This is a genomic window from Allobosea rubneri, from assembly GCF_032464875.1.
GTDB classification, from domain to species: domain Bacteria; phylum Pseudomonadota; class Alphaproteobacteria; order Rhizobiales; family Beijerinckiaceae; genus Allobosea; species Allobosea rubneri.
On record NZ_JAWDID010000028.1, the window covers coordinates 1 to 15,682 of the forward strand.

General features: G+C 67.2%; 14 protein-coding genes. 7 read left to right on the forward strand and 7 right to left on the reverse strand.

Translation table 11 applies throughout. From position 1 onward, the window contains the following. Positions 1-92 precede the first annotated feature (92 nt). Positions 93-2,009 carry an autotransporter-associated beta strand repeat-containing protein gene (locus RKE40_RS17695; RefSeq protein WP_316019551.1) on the reverse strand — a complete coding sequence of 639 codons (1,917 nt, stop codon included), beginning with the start codon at positions 2,007-2,009 and terminating at the stop codon, positions 93-95. A gap of 458 nt (positions 2,010-2,467) precedes the next feature. On the opposite strand from RKE40_RS17695, the gene RKE40_RS17700 reads away from it, so the two are divergent. Further along, entirely contained in the window at positions 2,468-4,192 is a 1,725-nt protein-coding gene (locus RKE40_RS17700) for an ABC transporter ATP-binding protein (RefSeq protein WP_316019552.1), read from the forward strand. Positions 4,193-4,256: 64 nt separating this feature from the next. Here the strand turns inward: RKE40_RS17700 and RKE40_RS17705 are convergent, their stop codons facing one another. Together RKE40_RS17705 and RKE40_RS17710 are read right to left on the reverse strand one after the other, a co-directional pair. Then, positions 4,257-5,933 carry an acyl-CoA dehydrogenase family protein gene (locus RKE40_RS17705; RefSeq protein WP_316019553.1) on the reverse strand — a complete coding sequence of 559 codons (1,677 nt, stop codon included), beginning with the start codon at positions 5,931-5,933 and terminating at the stop codon, positions 4,257-4,259. Between the two features lie 76 nt (positions 5,934-6,009). Beyond that, on the reverse strand, positions 6,010-6,894 hold the full coding sequence (locus tag RKE40_RS17710) for a DMT family transporter (protein WP_316019554.1): 885 nt from the start codon (positions 6,892-6,894) through the stop codon (positions 6,010-6,012). Positions 6,895-7,042: 148 nt separating this feature from the next. Between RKE40_RS17710 and RKE40_RS17715 the strand changes: the two genes are divergently transcribed. Genes RKE40_RS17715 through aac(6') form a run of 3 tightly spaced genes read left to right on the forward strand, consistent with a single transcriptional unit; the run spans position 7,043 to position 8,962 of the window. Further along, positions 7,043-7,900 carry a YihY/virulence factor BrkB family protein gene (locus RKE40_RS17715; protein ID WP_316019555.1) on the forward strand — a complete coding sequence of 286 codons (858 nt, stop codon included), beginning with the start codon at positions 7,043-7,045 and terminating at the stop codon, positions 7,898-7,900. Positions 7,901-7,944: 44 nt separating this feature from the next. Next, the gene (locus tag RKE40_RS17720; RefSeq protein ID WP_316019556.1) at positions 7,945-8,463 is read left to right on the forward strand and encodes a GNAT family N-acetyltransferase; all 519 of its coding nucleotides are present in this window, start codon (positions 7,945-7,947) and stop codon (positions 8,461-8,463) included. Between the two features lie 49 nt (positions 8,464-8,512). After that, positions 8,513-8,962 (forward strand): aminoglycoside 6'-N-acetyltransferase, encoded by a 450-nt coding sequence (aac(6'), locus tag RKE40_RS17725; protein ID WP_316019557.1) that lies wholly within the window; start codon positions 8,513-8,515, stop codon positions 8,960-8,962. Between the two features lie 17 nt (positions 8,963-8,979). Here the strand turns inward: aac(6') and RKE40_RS17730 are convergent, their stop codons facing one another. Next, on the reverse strand, positions 8,980-9,912 hold the full coding sequence (locus tag RKE40_RS17730; RefSeq protein ID WP_316019558.1) for an acetamidase/formamidase family protein: 933 nt from the start codon (positions 9,910-9,912) through the stop codon (positions 8,980-8,982). 274 nt (positions 9,913-10,186) lie between these two features. On the opposite strand from RKE40_RS17730, the gene RKE40_RS17735 reads away from it, so the two are divergent. Continuing rightward, complete coding sequence (locus tag RKE40_RS17735; protein ID WP_316019559.1) at positions 10,187-10,549, forward strand: hypothetical protein; 363 nt, start codon at positions 10,187-10,189, stop codon at positions 10,547-10,549. Between the two features lie 162 nt (positions 10,550-10,711). Beyond that, on the forward strand, positions 10,712-11,647 hold the full coding sequence (locus tag RKE40_RS17740) for a DMT family transporter (RefSeq protein ID WP_316019560.1): 936 nt from the start codon (positions 10,712-10,714) through the stop codon (positions 11,645-11,647). 43 nt (positions 11,648-11,690) lie between these two features. On the opposite strand, the gene ccrA is transcribed toward RKE40_RS17740, so the two are convergent. Together ccrA and RKE40_RS17750 are read right to left on the reverse strand one after the other, a co-directional pair. Continuing rightward, positions 11,691-12,965, reverse strand: a complete 1,275-nt coding sequence (ccrA, locus tag RKE40_RS17745) for a crotonyl-CoA carboxylase/reductase (protein ID WP_316019561.1) — start codon at positions 12,963-12,965, stop codon at positions 11,691-11,693. Between the two features lie 180 nt (positions 12,966-13,145). Next, the gene (locus RKE40_RS17750; RefSeq protein ID WP_316019562.1) at positions 13,146-14,252 is read right to left on the reverse strand and encodes a helix-turn-helix transcriptional regulator; all 1,107 of its coding nucleotides are present in this window, start codon (positions 14,250-14,252) and stop codon (positions 13,146-13,148) included. A 287-nt stretch (positions 14,253-14,539) separates the two neighbouring features. On the opposite strand from RKE40_RS17750, the gene RKE40_RS17755 reads away from it, so the two are divergent. Continuing rightward, positions 14,540-14,902, forward strand: a complete 363-nt coding sequence (locus RKE40_RS17755) for a DUF4180 domain-containing protein (RefSeq protein ID WP_316019563.1) — start codon at positions 14,540-14,542, stop codon at positions 14,900-14,902. Between the two features lie 4 nt (positions 14,903-14,906). Here RKE40_RS17755 and ubiG read toward each other — a convergent pair whose 3' ends face one another. Further along, the gene (gene ubiG, locus RKE40_RS17760) at positions 14,907-15,659 is read right to left on the reverse strand and encodes a bifunctional 2-polyprenyl-6-hydroxyphenol methylase/3-demethylubiquinol 3-O-methyltransferase UbiG (RefSeq protein ID WP_316019564.1); all 753 of its coding nucleotides are present in this window, start codon (positions 15,657-15,659) and stop codon (positions 14,907-14,909) included. Positions 15,660-15,682: the final 23 nt, after the last annotated feature.

The following is a 15,682-nucleotide window of genomic DNA, read 5'->3' on the forward strand; positions in this document are numbered from 1 at the left end:
TCACAGTCGTCACGGGCCGGCCTCTTCCACGGGGAACACGCGACTGATCAGAGAGCCAACTTCCCCTTCCGGCCCATCTGAGACATTCGTCGTCAGCCGACTTGACACCCATGGCCCAATAGAGAAGAGCCAACTTCCCCTTCCGGCCCATCTGAGACATTCGTCGTCAGCCGACTTGACACCCATGGCCCAATAGAGAAGCCCTGCACGAAGGTGTCTGCGACCGTCACGCGGGTGCCGGCGCCGTCGATGCGCAGCGCCGAGGCGACGAGGAGGCCGTTTCCGCCAGCATCGAGCCTGCCGCCCTGGTCGATAACGAGCGTGCCGCTGGAGACCATGACGAAGTCGCCAAGCGTCAGCGAGCCGCCGCGGATGACGAAGGAGCCGCCGCCGACGCCGCAGGAACAGACCGAGAGCCCTCCGCCGAGCGAGCCGGTGCCAGTGTAGATCTGGGTGCCCGTACCATTGTACTCGAGCGAGCCACCGCCGCTGAAGCTGCCGGAGAAGGTGGTCGTCGCATTGGTAGAGCCGGTGACGAGCACGCTGCCGGTGCCGATCACGACCTCGCCGGCTCCCGCGAGCGAGCCGACCCCATAGACGCCCCCGCCGCCGGTGGCTTCCAGCACCGCCCCGGCTGCGATCGTGTAGTCGGAGTTCGGCGACAACCCGGCCGCGGTATCACTCACCAGCCGTCCGCCGAGCACTGATGTCGCGCCGGAATAATCATGCGTCCCGCTCAGCACCAATGTGCCGGCGCCGGCCTTGGAGAGCGAGCCGGGCCCGGAAAAGGACTGCGTCACCGTGAAGCTGTGGCCGGCCTCGACGATGTCGAAGCCGCCGCCATTGGCGCCGAAGACGATGTCGCGGGTGAGCCCGGCCAGCGCCGTCCCGGTGACCTGCAGCACGCCGCCATCCAGAGTCAGCGCCCCCGACACATTGCCGAGCTTGCCTTCCTTCTCGATGCTGATCGCCCCGCCCGCGATCGTGGTGCCACCGGAATAATTGTTCTCGCCTGTGAGGGTCAGCGTGCCTGCGCCGAGCTTGGTCAGCGCACCGGTGCCTGAGATCATCCCGCTGAAGTCGACCGCATCGCTGCGGTTGAAGATGAGCTGTGCTTCGTTCGCGATACTGCCGGCGATCGAGCCGGTCGTGCCGCCATTGCCGATCTGCAGCGCACCGGCCGAAATGGTCGTGCGGCCGGTGTAGGTGTTCGTGCCGGTCAGGGTCAGCGTGCCCGTGCCGGTCTTGACCAACGCGCCGCCGGCGCCGGAAATGACACCGCTCACCTCGGTCGAGAGATCGTTGGAGCCGACGGTGAACTGCTTGGCGCCGATGAGGTAGTTGCCGGCGCCCTCGATCGAGCCGGCGCTCATCGTCGCGTGGCCGGTCGGGTCCGAGATGTCGACAACGCCGCCGAACTGGGTGATGAAGCGGGCTCCGGCGCTGCTGCCGGCGGCGATAAACTGGGTCGTTGCGCCGGAGGCAGTGGTGATCGTCGCCGTGGCGGCCGTGCTGAAGCCGCGAAAGATCAGGCTGCTCTCATTGATGATCGTCGCGCCATCTGCGGAACTGCTGTCGTAGAAGATCAGGCTGTTCCTGTTGGTGATCGTGGCGCTTCCGGCCTTGCTGTTGTCGTAGAAGCTCAGGCTGGCATTGTTGGTGATCGATGCGCTTCCGGCCGTGCTGTCGCCGTGAAAATTGATCAGGCCGGAATTGTTGGTGATCGTCGCGCTGCCGGCGGTGCTGTTGTCATAGAAGAGCAGGGTCCCCGTGTTTGTGATGGCGGCGCTGCCTGCCGTGCTGGTGCCGTGGAACTCTGTGAAGGAGCTGTTCGTGATGGAGGCACTGCCAGCGGAACTGGCGTTCCGAAAATAGAGCTCGCCATTGTTGGCGATGGTTGCACCGCCGCCAATGATGGTGATGCCCGCCCCGGTGAACTCCAGCACCCGGTTGTTGCTGAAGCTGTAGTTCGCGGCTCCCGCGTTGAACGTCCATCCGCCGATGGCCACGTCGTTCGCGAAGGACAGGCTGGTCCGGTTCGATGCGCCGAAGAAGGCCGTTCCGGTCGGCGGCGTGCCCGTGCTCCAGTTTGCGCCGACGTTGAAAATGCCGGACCCGGGCGCCGCGAGCCACGTCGCATCCTGCGCCAGGGCTGAACTCCCGCTGGCCGCGAGAGCTGTCGACGCGAGTAAAGCGGCGCGCAGGACGCAGCCGAGCGTCAGCGTCGATGTCGAATGGCGTAGCCGGCTGCGCGCCGGCAGCCCCCCTGCAGGCTTCCTGTCATTTCGCATCGATATTCGGGCCCCAACCGCAGTGGCAGGCTCGGGCAGCCCGGCGCGCAAGGCAATGAACCGCCATTCACAACCCGCCAAATCGGTCCGGTGTGGCAAATCTGCAGCCGAAACCGCCCCCGCCCCGCTTCCAGCTCATGGCTAGCCGCCGCGCCACGTGCTAAAGGCCCGCCGCCATGCTCGCCCGCTTCTTCGCCTATTACCGCCCGCATCGCGGCCTCTTCCTGCTCGACTTCTCCTGCGCGGTGATCTCAGGGCTGCTCGAGCTCGGCTTCCCGATCGCGGTGAAGCTGTTCGTCGACGAATTGCTGCCCGGCGGCGACTGGCCGCTGATCCTGCTGGCCTCGCTCGGCCTGCTGGCGATCTATCTCGTCAATACCGGGCTGATGGTGGTGGTGACCTATTGGGGCCACATGCTCGGCATCAACATCGAGACCGAGATGCGCCGCAAGGCGTTCGACCATCTGCAGAAACTCTCCTTCGGTTGGTTCGACAACCAGAAGACCGGCCATCTCGTCGGCCGGCTCACCAAGGATCTGGAAGAGATCGGCGAAGTCGCCCATCACGGGCCGGAAGACCTGTTTATCGCGGTGATGACCTTCATCGGCGCCTTCGCGCTGATGCTGATGGTCCATGTCGAGCTGGCGCTGATGACGGCGGTGATCGTGCCGCTGATGGCCTGGCTGACCAGCCGCTATGGACGGCGGATGACCAAGACCTGGCAGAGCCTGTTCGGCCGGGTCGGCGCCTTCAACGCCCGGATCGAGGAGAATGTCGGCGGCATCCGCGTCGTCCAGGCCTTCGCCAACGAAGAGCATGAGCGCAAGCTGTTCGCGCAGGACAACCAGCGCTATCGCACCACCAAGCTCGACGCCTACCGGCTGATGGCCGCCTCGATCTCGCTCTCCTATTTCGGCATGCGGCTGACGCAGATGGCGGTGATGATCGCCGGCGCCTACTACGTGCTGATCGGCGACCTCAGCGCCGGCGGCTTCGTCGGCTTCCTACTGCTGGTCAACGTCTTCTTCCGGCCGATCGAGAAGATCAATTCGGTGATCGAGACCTATCCGAAGGGGATCGCGGGCTTCCGGCGCTATACCGAATTCCTCGACACCCGGCCGGACATCGCCGACCTGCCGGGGGCCGTCGCCGTTGCCGGCCTCAGGGGCGACATCGCATATGAGAACGTCTCCTTCGGCTACACCAGAAATCGCAGCATCCTCAGCGGCATCGACCTTGCGATCCGCGCCGGCGAGACCATCGCCTTCGTCGGCCCGTCGGGCGCCGGCAAGACCACGATCTGCTCGCTGCTGCCGCGCTTCTACGACGTCACGGGCGGGCGCATCACCATCGACGGCATCGACATCCGCCAGATGACGCTAGCCTCGCTACGCGGCCAGATCGGCATCGTCCAGCAGGACGTCTTCCTGTTCGCCGGGACGCTGCGCGAGAACATCGCCTATGGCCGGCTCGGCGCCAGCGAGGCCGAGATCGAAGACACGGCGCGCCGCGCAAGGCTCGACGAGATGATCGCCCGGCTTCCCGACGGCCTCGACACGGTGATCGGCGAGCGCGGCGTCAAGCTCTCCGGCGGGCAGAAGCAGCGCCTCGCCATCGCCCGGATGTTCCTGAAGAACCCGCCGATCCTGATCCTCGACGAGGCGACCTCGGCGCTCGACACCGAGACCGAGCGGGCGATCCAGGCCTCGCTGGCCGAGCTGTCGAAGGGCCGCACCACGCTCGTCATCGCGCACCGCCTCGCGACGATCCAGGATGCCGACCGCATCATCGTGATCGACGAGAGCGGCGTCGCCGAGCAGGGCCGGCATCAGGACCTGGTGCAGCGGCCAGGCATCTACCGGCGTCTGCACGAGGCACAGTATGGCGGGCGGGCCGGCTGACCCGTCTCCGCGACCGTCCAAATGCGCGTCATGCTCGGGCTTGACCCGAGCATCTCAGGCTTCCTCAGCCCTCGACCAGCCTTCGCGCGATCACCTGCGCCTGGATCTCGGCCGCGCCCTCGAAGATGTTGAGGATGCGGGCGTCGCAGAGCACGCGGCTGACCGGGTATTCCAGCGCAAAGCCGTTGCCGCCATGGATCTGCAGGGCGTTGTCGGCGGCCGCCCAGGCGACGCGGGCGCCTAACAGTTTGGCCATGCCGGCTTCGAGATCGCAGCGCCGCTCGGCATCCTTCTCGCGCGCGGCGAAATAGGTGAGCTGGCGGGCGATGACGAGCTCGGCCGCCATCATGGCGAGCTTGTCGGCGACGCGCGGGAAGGCGATCAGCGGCTTGCCGAACTGGATGCGCTCCTGCGCGTAGCGCAGGCCAAGATCAAAGGCCGACTGCGCGACGCCGAGCGCGCGCGCCGCGGTCTGGATGCGGGCGGCCTCGAAGGTCTGCATCAGCTGCTTGAAACCCTGCCCCTCGACGCCGCCGAGCAGGTTCTCGCCCTTGACCTCGAAACCGTCGAAGGCGAGCTCGTATTCCTTCATGCCGCGATAGCCGAGAACCTCGATCTCGCCGCCGGTCAGGCCCGCGACCGGGAACGGCTCGGCGTCGGTGCCGCGCGGCTTCTCGGCGATCAGCATGGAGAGGCCGCGATAGCCCGGCGCATCGGGGTCGGTGCGGACCAGCAGCGTCATGATGTCGGCGCGCACAGGATGGGTGATCCAGGTCTTGTTGCCGTAGACTTTCCAGACGTCACCGTCCTTCACTGCCTTGGTGCGCAGCGAGGCAAGGTCCGAGCCGGTGTTCGGCTCGGTGAAGACGGCGGTCGGCAGGATCTCGCCGGCGGCGATCTTGGGCAGCCAATAGGCCTTCTGCTCGTCGGTGCCGCCGCAGAGGATCAACTCGGCAGCGATCTCGGAGCGGGTGCCGAGCGAGCCGACGCCGATATAGCCGCGCGAGAGTTCCTCGGAGACGACGCACATCGAGACCTTGCTGAGGCCCATGCCGCCGAATTCCTCGGGAATGGTCAGGCCGAAGACGCCGAGCTCGGCCATCTGCTCGACCACCGGCAGCGGGATGTACTCGTTCTGCAGGTGCCATTCATGAGCGTGCGGCGTGACCTGCGCCTCGCAGAAGCGGCGCATCTCGGAGCGGATCGCCTCAAGCGTCTCGTCGAGGCCGGGATCGCCGACGCTGGCGAGGCCCTGGCTCTGGCTGAACAGCGAGACGAAGCGGGCGCGGTTCTCCGGCGTGTTGCCCTGCGCGATCAGCGCGTCCGCAGCGTCGGAGCAGGCGTCTGCGACCGCCTTGGCCGAGAGCCCGAGTGCCGGGAGCCGGACGATCTCGCCCTGGCTCATCGGAATGCCGCCGAAGATCTGCGCGGCATATTCGCCGGCGCCGATCCTGATGGCGTAGTCCTCGATCGCGCCGTAGCGATCCTCGGCCTGGAGGCGCTCGCCATAGGCCTTGAGCTCGCGCAGCGCCATGACATAGGTGGCGAGCCAGGAGAGGCCGTGGGCAGCGTGCTGCTCCTGCTCGAGCTTCGCCGCGGAAACCCGGCCCTCGACCACCACCTTCTGGCGAACCGCCGCGACGGCCTGCTCCAGCAGGGTCTCGAAGCCCGGTAGCGCGGCGCCGATCAGCTCGATGGCGGAGGCTTGCGTCGCAGTCCTGAGGGCGGCGTTGGCGCTCATGTCTCTCTCCCTTGTTGCGGCGCAGCATAAGGGAAGTCGGAGCGCTTGCGATAGTCGTGTTTCGGCGCCCCGCGCCCTACTTTCGGCTGGCGAGAACAACGCCGAGCACTGCGACCGACATGCCGACGAGCTGGATCGGCGACAGGGTTTCGCCGAAGAGTAGCCAGGCCTCGACCGCCACCGCCGGCGGCACCAGGAAAAGGAAGGTCGCGGTGCGCGAGACCTGGCCGCGGCGGATCAGGATCAGATAGAGGCCGATCCCGCCGAGCGAGAGCGCCAGCACCGACCAGGCGAGCACCAGCGTCATCGTCAGGTTCCACTCCATCCGCATCGGCTCGAGCAGGAAGGCGAAGGGCAGCGTGAACAGGAAGGCGGCGGCATATTGCACCGCCGTCACCGTGCGCAGGTCGCCGGAGACGATCCGCGCCTTCTGCCAGAAGGAGCCGAAGGTGACGGCGAACATGCCGATGACATTGACCACGATCGGCATGAGCACGGCGCGCAGCGCCTCGGGCTCGACGCCGACGAGCTTGGGCTCCAGGACGAGCCCGATGCCGACAAAACCGCAGACGATACCGGCCCAGCGCACTGGCGAGATCCGCTCGCCGACGATCAGCGGGGCGAAAAGGGCCGTCAGCACCGGCTGCAGCCCGGCGATCAGGCCGGAGACGCCGGCCGGCAGGCCATGGCGCACCGCCCACCACACGCCGCCGAGATAGAGCGCGTGCAGGAGGATGCCGGCGATGGCGCAATCGATCCAGGCACGCCGCCCCTTCGGCCAGGGCGCCCCGACCGCGACGGAGAGCGCAGCGAGCGCGACGAAGGCGCAGGCGAAGCGCAGCGAGAGGAAGGTCAGCGCGTCCGAATGCCGGGCCGAATAGCCGGCGACGATCCAGCCGCTCGACCAGAGGAAGACGAAGAGCACCGGCGCGAGGCGCAGGAACAGCGGCGAGTCGAACATCGGGCGACCTTTCCGAAGGGCCTGATACGCCGGAACGGCCCCCTTTGTCGTCGCCGCGGACGCCGTGACGGCATGTCCTCCGTGCCTTCCCGGCTTGCCAGCGGCGACGAAGCTGTGACAATCGCCACCTGCCCTACCGAGCCTGCCGATGTCCCTGCTCTCCGCCCCCGCCATCGCCTTCGAGCGCTTCATCGCCCATGACGGCTGGGCGATCGCCAGCCACATCGCGCTGTCGGTGCTGATGTCGCTCTTCCCCTTCCTGATCATCGTCACCGCGCTCGGCGGCCTGTTCGGCTCGCAGGCGGCGGCGGACGAGGCGGCGCAGCTCCTGCTCGAAGCTTGGCCGCGCGAGATCGCCGAGCCGATCGCCCGCGAGGTCCGCTCGGTGCTGACCGCGGTGCGCAGGGACGCGCTGACGCTCGGCGCCGTGCTGGCGCTCTACTTCTCCTCCTCCGGCGTCGAGGCGCTGCGGATCGGGCTCAACCGGGCCTATGAGGCCTATGAATGGCGCTCCTGGTGGCGCACCCGGCTGGAATCGATCGTCTATGTGATCGGGGGCGCCTTCTTCATGCTGGCCTTCTCGCTGCTGGTCGTGCTCGGGCCGCTGATCTGGCGCGCCGTCGTCGGCTACGTGCCGGCGCTGGCGCCGCTCGGCTTCCTGCAAGCCTTCCTGCGCCTCTCGGCTGCGACGGTGGTGATCGTGCTGGCGCTCTGCGTCGCACACAAGCTGCTGCCCGCGAGAGCGCCGCATATCGGGGCGATGTGGCCAGGCATCCTCATGACGCTCGCGGTCTGGCTGGTCGGCGGGCTCGGCTTCGGCTGGTATCTCGATTCTTTCGCCGGGGCCTATGTCACGACCTATGCCGGCCTCGCGACGGCGATGATCGCGCTGGTCTTCCTGTACTGGCTGGCGGCGATCTTCCTCTACGGGGCCGAGCTCAATGCCGCGATCGCGATCGTGAGGGCGCCGAAAGCCACGCCGGGCGAAGCGATCGCGTCGCTCTAGCCGGTGATGTCGACGCGCAGTGCCAAGATGGGGTCTGTGACCGGATGATCGAGACTGCGCGCCTGCGACTGCGCCCTCATGCGCTCGGGGATTTCGAAGCCTGGTATGCGATGTTCTCCGACCGGGAGCTGTTCCGGTTCATCGCTGCGCCGCAGCTTTCGCGCGAAGATGGCTGGAACCGGCTGCTGCGCTATGCCGGCCACTGGTCCCTGCTCGGCTACGGCATTTTCGCGGTCTTCGACAGGGCGAACGACGCGTTCATCGGCGATGTCGGCTTCGCCGATTTCCATCGCGGCCTGGGTGAGCGCTTCGACGCCATCCCGGAAGCCTCCTGGATCGTGAACCGCGCGGCACAGGGGCACGGGCTCGCCGCGGAGGCCGTCGCGGCCTGCCATGACTGGATCGACCGGACGCGTGCGCCGGCCCGTACCGTCTGCCTGATCAATCCCGACAATGCCGCGTCGCTGCGCATCGCCGACCAGTTCGGTTATCGAGCCTTCGGGAACTGCCTCTACAAGGATGCGCCGTGCATCATGCTGGAACGGCTGAGTCCTCCGCCGTAAACGGCGCGGTGCGATTGAATATCTCTGAACCGAGGGAAAGCCTGCCACCATGCGGATCGAAGCCTGCACCGCCGACATGCTGGACGACTGGGTCGCGCTGCGCCTTGCGCTGTGGCCGGAAGGCGGCGCGCAGGACCATCGCGACGAGGCCGCAGGGATGCTCGAAAGCGAGAACGACACGGCCTTCATCGCGCGGGATGATGACGGGCTCGCCATCGGGCTCGCCGAGGCTGCCCTGCGGCATGACTACGTCAATGGCTGCGACAGCTCGCCGGTCGGCTTTCTCGAAGGCATCTATGTGCAGCCCGAGAACCGGAAGCGCGGCGTGGCCCGTGCGCTGTGCCGCGCGGTCGAGGCCTGGGCCGCCGGCCATGGCTGCGCCGAATTCGCCTCCGATGCGGGCCTGCTCAACACCGGCTCGCAGCAGATGCACGAAGCGCTCGGCTTCGAGGAAACCGAGCGGGTCGTCTATTACCGCAAGCTGCTGCAGCCGGGCTGAGCGTCCGGCCGGCAGCGTCAGCCCTCGCCGAGCAGCGACATCGTCCGGGTGATGTCGGTCTTCTCAAGCCGGCAGGCGACGCAATAGGCGGGGTTGAAGACGTTGGCGACGTCGTAGCGCACCATCTGTCCAAGCAGATGGCTCGCCTCGAGCGCATCGACGCCGAGATCCTCGACGATCCAGCGCAGCATCTCGGTCGTCGCGAACTGCAGCGGCTGGTCGAGCGGGCGGCCGCTCGCCAGGGTGATGATCTCGGTCGCGGTCTCGCAGCGCGGCCAGCGGCCCGGCGCGTTCTTGCGCAGATGCAGCGTGAACTCGATCTCGAAGCTGGTCTCGATGCCGGTGCCGACGATCTCGCCATCGCCCTGGCAGGCATGCCCGTCGCCGAGGAAGAACAGCCCGCCCTTCTCGGATACCGGAAAGGCGATGCGCGCCCCCGGCCCGAAGCGGCGATAGTCCATATTGCCGCCATAGGCGCCGCTGGTCGCGGTCGAGATCGCCTGGCCGCCGGCCGGCGCAACGCCGAAGCAGCCGATCATCGGCGTCAGCGGAAAGCTCCAGCCGGAGATGCGCTCCGAACCGCCGATCAAGCTGACCGTGCCCTTCCCCGCATCGATCGCCCATTCGAAGCGCTCGCTCTTCGGCAGATCGGCGACCGCCTTTGGATCGACCACCTGTTGCGAGAGCGGCGAGTAGGTCCAGCCCGTGGCGCGGTTCGGGGTCATCCGGTCGATCGACACGATGATCGCATCGCCGGGCTCGGCGCCCTCGACCGCGAACGGGCCGGTCATCGGATTGCCGCGCGGCGCCTTCTGGACGCCGTCATGGTCGAAGCCGGCAGCGTCGAGCGTCGTCGTCACGATCGTATCGCCGCTGGCGACTGTGAGAACCGGCGGCAGCGGCGCCATGACGTTGGAATATTTGGTCGGGACGAAACGATGAAGCGTCATGGGTCTCCTGCCGGTCTTTACAGGCGCCGCGGACGGCAAGGATCAGCCGTCGCGACGCATCCCGGCCGAATCCCGCGGGAGCCGGCCGTTGCGTCAGCCTAGGCGAACGCGCGGCGAGAACGCCAGCGATGCGACTCGGTGGCGCCGGGTTCCCGGCCGGCGGCCCGGCAACGGCAACGCTTGTCCGACCCCACGCCGGGTTGTGAACGGCGGTCCACAGCGCTGGCGCGTCGGAGGGCACAGCAAGGCGATGCGGGCCGAAGCGTCGCCACCTGTGAACAACCGTTCCAATGGCCGGTTTGACGGTCCCGGCGGGCGTGAAGCCTATCGCGACGCCGCCGGACCAGGCGGTGATCGAAGAGGCTCCACCATAAAACTCAAGCTTTCGGCGCTGCTCCTGGCGGGCGGCGTTCTGGCCAGCGCATCCGCTTTCGCGCAGAGCGCCGACGACAAGAAATGGATCAACCAGTGCCTGAGCGACAATAAGGACGCGAAGGTCGCGGCCAGTGTCGTCAGCACCTACTGCACCTGCATGAACGGCAAGATGAGCGACAACGAGACCCGCTCGATCACGCAGTGGGAGAAGGCCAACCCGAACGCCCGCAAGGCCTGCGAGCAGGAGGCCGGCTGGAGCTGAGCATCAGGGCTTCAGCGTCCCAGCGGCCGGCCCGAAAGGCCGGCCGCCCATTCTTCGACTGCTGCTGCCAGGGGCTGTCACTCGTTGCCGAGTTTGAGCTTCAACGGGGGAGACGCCTGTTGCACGATCGCCCCGCCACGACAGCAATGAGCGTCGAGATAGATGTCCCAGGTGCTGCCCGGCCAACCCTCCCCGTCCCTGCCCGGCGGCACGGCGCTGCTGCTCGGTCAGATGCTGCTCTGCTCCTGCCTGTGGGGTTCGTCATTCCTGCTGATGAAGTTGATCGGCACGGAGATCTCGCCGCTGGCACTGACCGCGCTGCGAGGCCTGATGGGCGCCATCCTGCTCGGGCTCTGGCTCGCCACGCGAGGCGAGAACGTGCTGCCGCAGGGGCGCGAATGGCGCGATTGGGCGTTGCTGGGCCTGCTACAGGGCGCGATCCCCAACACGCTGACGGCCTATGCACTGACGCAGATCACGGCCTCGCTGACCTCGCTGATCCAGGCCTGCACGCCGCTGATCGTCGCCCTGCTGGCGCATCTGCTGTTTGCCGACGAGCGGCTGTCGGCGAAGCGCGCCCTCGGCGTGCTGATCGGCTTCTCCGGCATGGCGATCCTGCTCGGCCCCGCCGCCTTCGCGTCAGGCACACCGAGCGCCATGGGCACGCTCGCCATGGCCGTGACAGCGCTGAGCTATGCGCTCGGCAATCTCTATATCCGCAGCATCCCGAAGGTTCGGCCGGCGCGGCTCGCGCTCGGCCAGCAGGTCTTTTCGGGGCTGCCGACGCTTGCGCTGGTGCTCGCCCTTTCCGGCCCGGCCGCCTTCGCGGCGGCACCCGGCCTCGCGCTGCCCTTGCTAGCGCTCGGCATCTTCGCGACCGCGCTGCCGATCCTGCTCTACATGCACATCGTGCACCGCGCCGGCCCTGTGCTCGGCTCGATGAACGGTTACCTCGTGCCGTTCTGGACGATCCTGATGGGCGTCGGCCTGCTCGGCGAGAGCATCGGCCTGCGCGAGATCACCGGCGGCCTCGTGGTGCTGGCTGGCCTTGTCATCGTTTCCCTGACGCGCCGGCCCGCCGCTGCCGCCAAGGCGTGAGCGCGGCGAGCCCTTCACGATAGCGGCGGCGTACGCCGGGCCTTCAGCCCTCCAGCGCCTCGGCCACGTCCTCATAGGTGCGCAGGCCCGTGCGCGGAGCGTAGACCAGCACGGCCATGTTGCCGGGCGCATGCTCGTTCTTCCACATCTTGTGGTGGGCAAGCGGGATCTTGTCCCAGGGGAAGACCTCGGACATGCAGGGGTCGATCCGGCGGTCGAGCACGAACTGGTTGGCGGCCGACGCCTGCTTGAGATGGGCGAAATGCGAGCCCTGCACGCGCTTTTGCCGCATCCAGACATAGCGGGCGTCGAAGGTGATGTTGAAGCCGGAAGTGCCGGCGCAGAACACCACCATGCCGCCGCGCTTGGCGACGAGGCAGGAGACCGGGAAGGTCGCCTCGCCCGGATGCTCGAAGACGATGTCGACATCCTTCTTCCCGGTGATGTCCCAGATCGCCTTGCCGAACTTGCGGGCCTCCTTGGTCCACTCGGCATATTCCGGCGAGTTGACCTTGGGCATCTGGCCCCAGCAGTTGAAATCCTTGCGGTTGATCACGCCCTTGGCGCCGAGGCCGAGCACATAGTCGCGCTTGGTCTCGTCGGAGATCACGCCGATTGCATTGGCACCCGAGGCGGCGCAGAGCTGCACGCCGAAGACGCCGAGACCGCCGGAAGCGCCCCAGATCAGCACATTGTCGCCCGGCTTGATGGTATGCGGGGCGTGGCCGAAGAGCATGCGATAAGCGGTGGCCAACGTCAGCGTGTAGCAGGCCGATTCCTCCCAGGAGAGGTGCTTCGGCTTCAGCATCAGCTGGCGCGACTGGACCCGGCAGAACTGGGCGAAGGAGCCGTCCGGCGTCTCGTAGCCCCAGATGCGCTGGGAGGAAGAGAACATCGGGTCGCCGCCATTGCACTCCTCGTCGTCGCCATCGTCCTGGTTGCAGTGGACGATGACCTCGTCGCCGACCTTCCAGCGCTTCACCTTGGAGCCGACGGCCCAGACGATGCCCGAGGCATCGGAACCGGCGATGTGGAGCTGGCCCTTGTGCACGTCGAAGGGCGAGATCGGCTGGCCGAGCCCGGCCCAGATACCGTTGTAGTTGACGCCGCCGGCCATCACGAGGAGCAGCACCTCCTCCTCGCCGATCGACCAGGTCGGCACCACCTCGACCTGGAAGCTGTCTTGCGGCGGGCCATGACGCTCGCGCCGGATCGTCCAGGCGTACATATTGGCCGGGACATGGCCGAGCGGCGGGAGCTCGCCGAGCTCGTAAAGATCCTTCAGCGCGGGCTTCGCGACGGGTTGCGGCTTCGACATTCGCTTTCTCCCTTGTCGCCACGCCTGTTTTCGGTGGCGTTGCCGGCGATCATGACGCTCGATGCTGCATCGCGCCATACTCCTATGGAATTATTCCGCATTGCAACAAAAACGGTCGACATCGGCTCGACACCGTCTGAGGCGAGGTTTCCGAGGCCATAGTCGATTGCGCCCGCGGCGTTATCGCGGCGGCGGAAAGCCGAATGCTATCCGGACGAGGCCGGCCTGGCTGTTGACATCGGTCTTCGCGTAGACGGCCTTGAGCTGCGCCCGCACCGTCTCGAGCCCGATGCCCCTGCTCTCGGCGACCTGGATCGGCGTCAGCCCGGCGACGATGCCTTCCACGGTCCGCGTCTCGGCGCGCGTCAGCCCGTAGCGGCGCGCCAGCCAGCCCATGTCCGGAGCGCCGGCGGGGCGCGCCTCCTCGATGATCAGCGTCGCGGCAAGCCCGGAAAAGTAGCCTGTGGCACCCTCGGCCTCCGCCTTGACCAGGGTCAGCCTGTAGGCGCCGAGATGCGTGCTGAGGGAACGCGGGCCGGCATAGTCGCGCGCGAGCATCTGCTTCAGCAGCATCGCGGCCGCCTCATCCCGCAGCCGCAACCTCCCCATGGCCGTCAGCCCAACCACTGCTCCCGATGAGAGCAAGGCTTCAGCCCGCGGCGAAGCCGCCCGCACCACCATGCCCTCCCCGACCACGATGACGCCGACATCAGGCGATTCCAGCAGCGAGCCGCCGAACTGCGCGAGCGCTCCGTCGAACCGGCCGGTACGATAATAACGGAAGGCTCGGGTCAGATGCGGCGTCAGCCGAGTCAGCAAGTCGGCGACCTGCTGGTTCGCGTCGGGGTCGATGCGCGCCGTCAGGGTGCTGAGCAGGAACGAGCAGGCTTCCTCGCGCCAAAGCGTCACCCCGACTCCGGCCTCGATCTCGCGGCGACGCAGGAAGTCGGCGTAATATTCAGTCCTGACGAACTCGTCGCGCGGAACGATGCGCTCCCCGATGATTCCGGTGCCGAGCGGCGTGCGCGCGACATTGTGCATCCACGGGTTCAGGCCGACATAGTGGGCGGCATAGTCGCGCGCCGTGTCGGCATCGAGCCCGGCCGCCAGGGAGATACCGCCTTCTCCCGATTTCTCGTCATGGAAGAACAGGGTCGAGACGCCGCCCGGGATCAGGGCATTCAGCCGGTCGAGAAAGTCCTGCCACGATCTCTCGCCGAGCAGAGCGGCATAGATCAGATCAGTCAAATCCCGCTCGGCAGGCTCGATCATGGTCTCCTTCAGCATGCCGCGCTCGCCAGTGTCCTGTCTCCATATCCGGGCCGCGCAAGAGCGACTCCATGAAACCTAACCGCATCCCGAGGGGATGCACCATACTTCTTGGAAAACCTGACACGGCGCACAGTGTCCGGCGCCTCTACCAAAGCTTCCTTTCGGTCCTAGCCCTGCGATGTTCTTCATTCACCCGCGCAGGCGAAGCGGCCTCTTAGAGACATGATGCAGCAGGGAACGCCGTCTGCGCCGGCCCGGAAGCGGCGCTTGCCCCGGATCGAAGCCCCGGCGATACCGCTGCCATGGACATGATTCGAGAGCTTCACGGCACGCATGTGCTGATCTGCGCGGAAGACGGTCCACTGCTCGCCAGCGAGCGCGACGCCAACGACTTCCTCGGCGCCGCCTGGGCGGCCGAGGCGACGATGGTGGCGATCCCCGTTGCGCGGCTCGATCCCGCCTTCTTCCAGCTCGCGACGCGGCTTGCCGGCGAGGTCGCCCAGAAATTCGTCAACTACCGGATACGCCTGGCGATCGTCGGCGACATCTCGCCCCAATGCGCGCAGAGCAAGGCACTCCGCGACTTCGTCCATGAGAGCAACCAGGGCCAGGCGCTCTGGTTCGTCAGGGATATCGCAGCGCTCGACGCCCGGCTCGCAGGCTGACGGCTCAGGCCGCGGCGCGCGCCGCCAGCATGTAGTTGACGTCCATGTCGGCCGAGAGCGACCAGCGGTCGGCGAGCGGGTTGTAGGCAACGCCCTGGCGCGAGAACGGCGCGAAGCCGCCTGCGGCTATCGCCGCCTCGAGCTCGTCCGGCGTCACGAATTTCTCCCAGTCATGGGTGCCACGCGGCAGCCAGCGCAGGATGTACTCGGCGCCGACGATGGCGAGCGCCCAGGATTTGAGGGTACGGTTCAGGGTGGCCATCACCAGCAGGCCATCGGGCTTGGCAGCGGCGCAGCAGGCGGCGACGAAGGCCTCGACATCGGCGACATGCTCGACCACCTCCATGGCGAGCACGATGTCGAAGCGCCGGCCGGAGGCGACCACGGCCTCGATGGTCTCGTCGCGATAATCGATGGCGAGCCCGGATTTCTCGGCATGGGCGCGTGCCACCGCGATGTTGCCAGTGGCGGGATCGAGCCCCGTCACTTTGGCGCCCAGGCGCACCAGCGGCTCGGACAACACGCCGCCGCCGCAGCCGATATCGACGACATCGAGCCCTTCCAACGCCCGCAGCGATTTCGGATCGCGGCCGTAATGCTCGCAAGCAAGATCGCGGACATAGGCGAGGCGCACCGGGTTGAACTTGTGCAGCACCGCCATCGGGCCCTTCGGGTCCCACCAGCTCCTGGCCATGGCATCGAAGCGGGCGACCTCTGCCGGATCGATCGTCGAGCCTTCGCGCGCCGCTGCGCTCATCGCCTTGTCTCCCCGTTTACGCC

Excerpts from the sequence above, each read along its gene's own strand:
- RKE40_RS17700 (WP_316019552.1), top strand. The coding sequence starts at position 2,468 with ATGCTCGCCCGCTTCTTCGCCTATTACCGCCCGCATCGCGGCCTCTTC.
- RKE40_RS17705 (WP_316019553.1), bottom strand. The coding sequence starts at position 5,933 with ATGAGCGCCAACGCCGCCCTCAGGACTGCGACGCAAGCCTCCGCCATC.
- RKE40_RS17710 (WP_316019554.1), bottom strand. The coding sequence starts at position 6,894 with ATGTTCGACTCGCCGCTGTTCCTGCGCCTCGCGCCGGTGCTCTTCGTC.
- RKE40_RS17715 (WP_316019555.1), top strand. The coding sequence starts at position 7,043 with ATGTCCCTGCTCTCCGCCCCCGCCATCGCCTTCGAGCGCTTCATCGCC.
- RKE40_RS17720 (WP_316019556.1), top strand. The coding sequence starts at position 7,945 with ATGATCGAGACTGCGCGCCTGCGACTGCGCCCTCATGCGCTCGGGGAT.
- RKE40_RS17730 (WP_316019558.1), bottom strand. The coding sequence starts at position 9,912 with ATGACGCTTCATCGTTTCGTCCCGACCAAATATTCCAACGTCATGGCG.
- RKE40_RS17740 (WP_316019560.1), top strand. The coding sequence starts at position 10,712 with ATGTCCCAGGTGCTGCCCGGCCAACCCTCCCCGTCCCTGCCCGGCGGC.
- ccrA (WP_316019561.1), bottom strand. The coding sequence starts at position 12,965 with ATGTCGAAGCCGCAACCCGTCGCGAAGCCCGCGCTGAAGGATCTTTAC.
- RKE40_RS17750 (WP_316019562.1), bottom strand. The coding sequence starts at position 14,252 with ATGCTGAAGGAGACCATGATCGAGCCTGCCGAGCGGGATTTGACTGAT.
- RKE40_RS17755 (WP_316019563.1), top strand. The coding sequence starts at position 14,540 with ATGGACATGATTCGAGAGCTTCACGGCACGCATGTGCTGATCTGCGCG.
- ubiG (WP_316019564.1), bottom strand. The coding sequence starts at position 15,659 with ATGAGCGCAGCGGCGCGCGAAGGCTCGACGATCGATCCGGCAGAGGTC.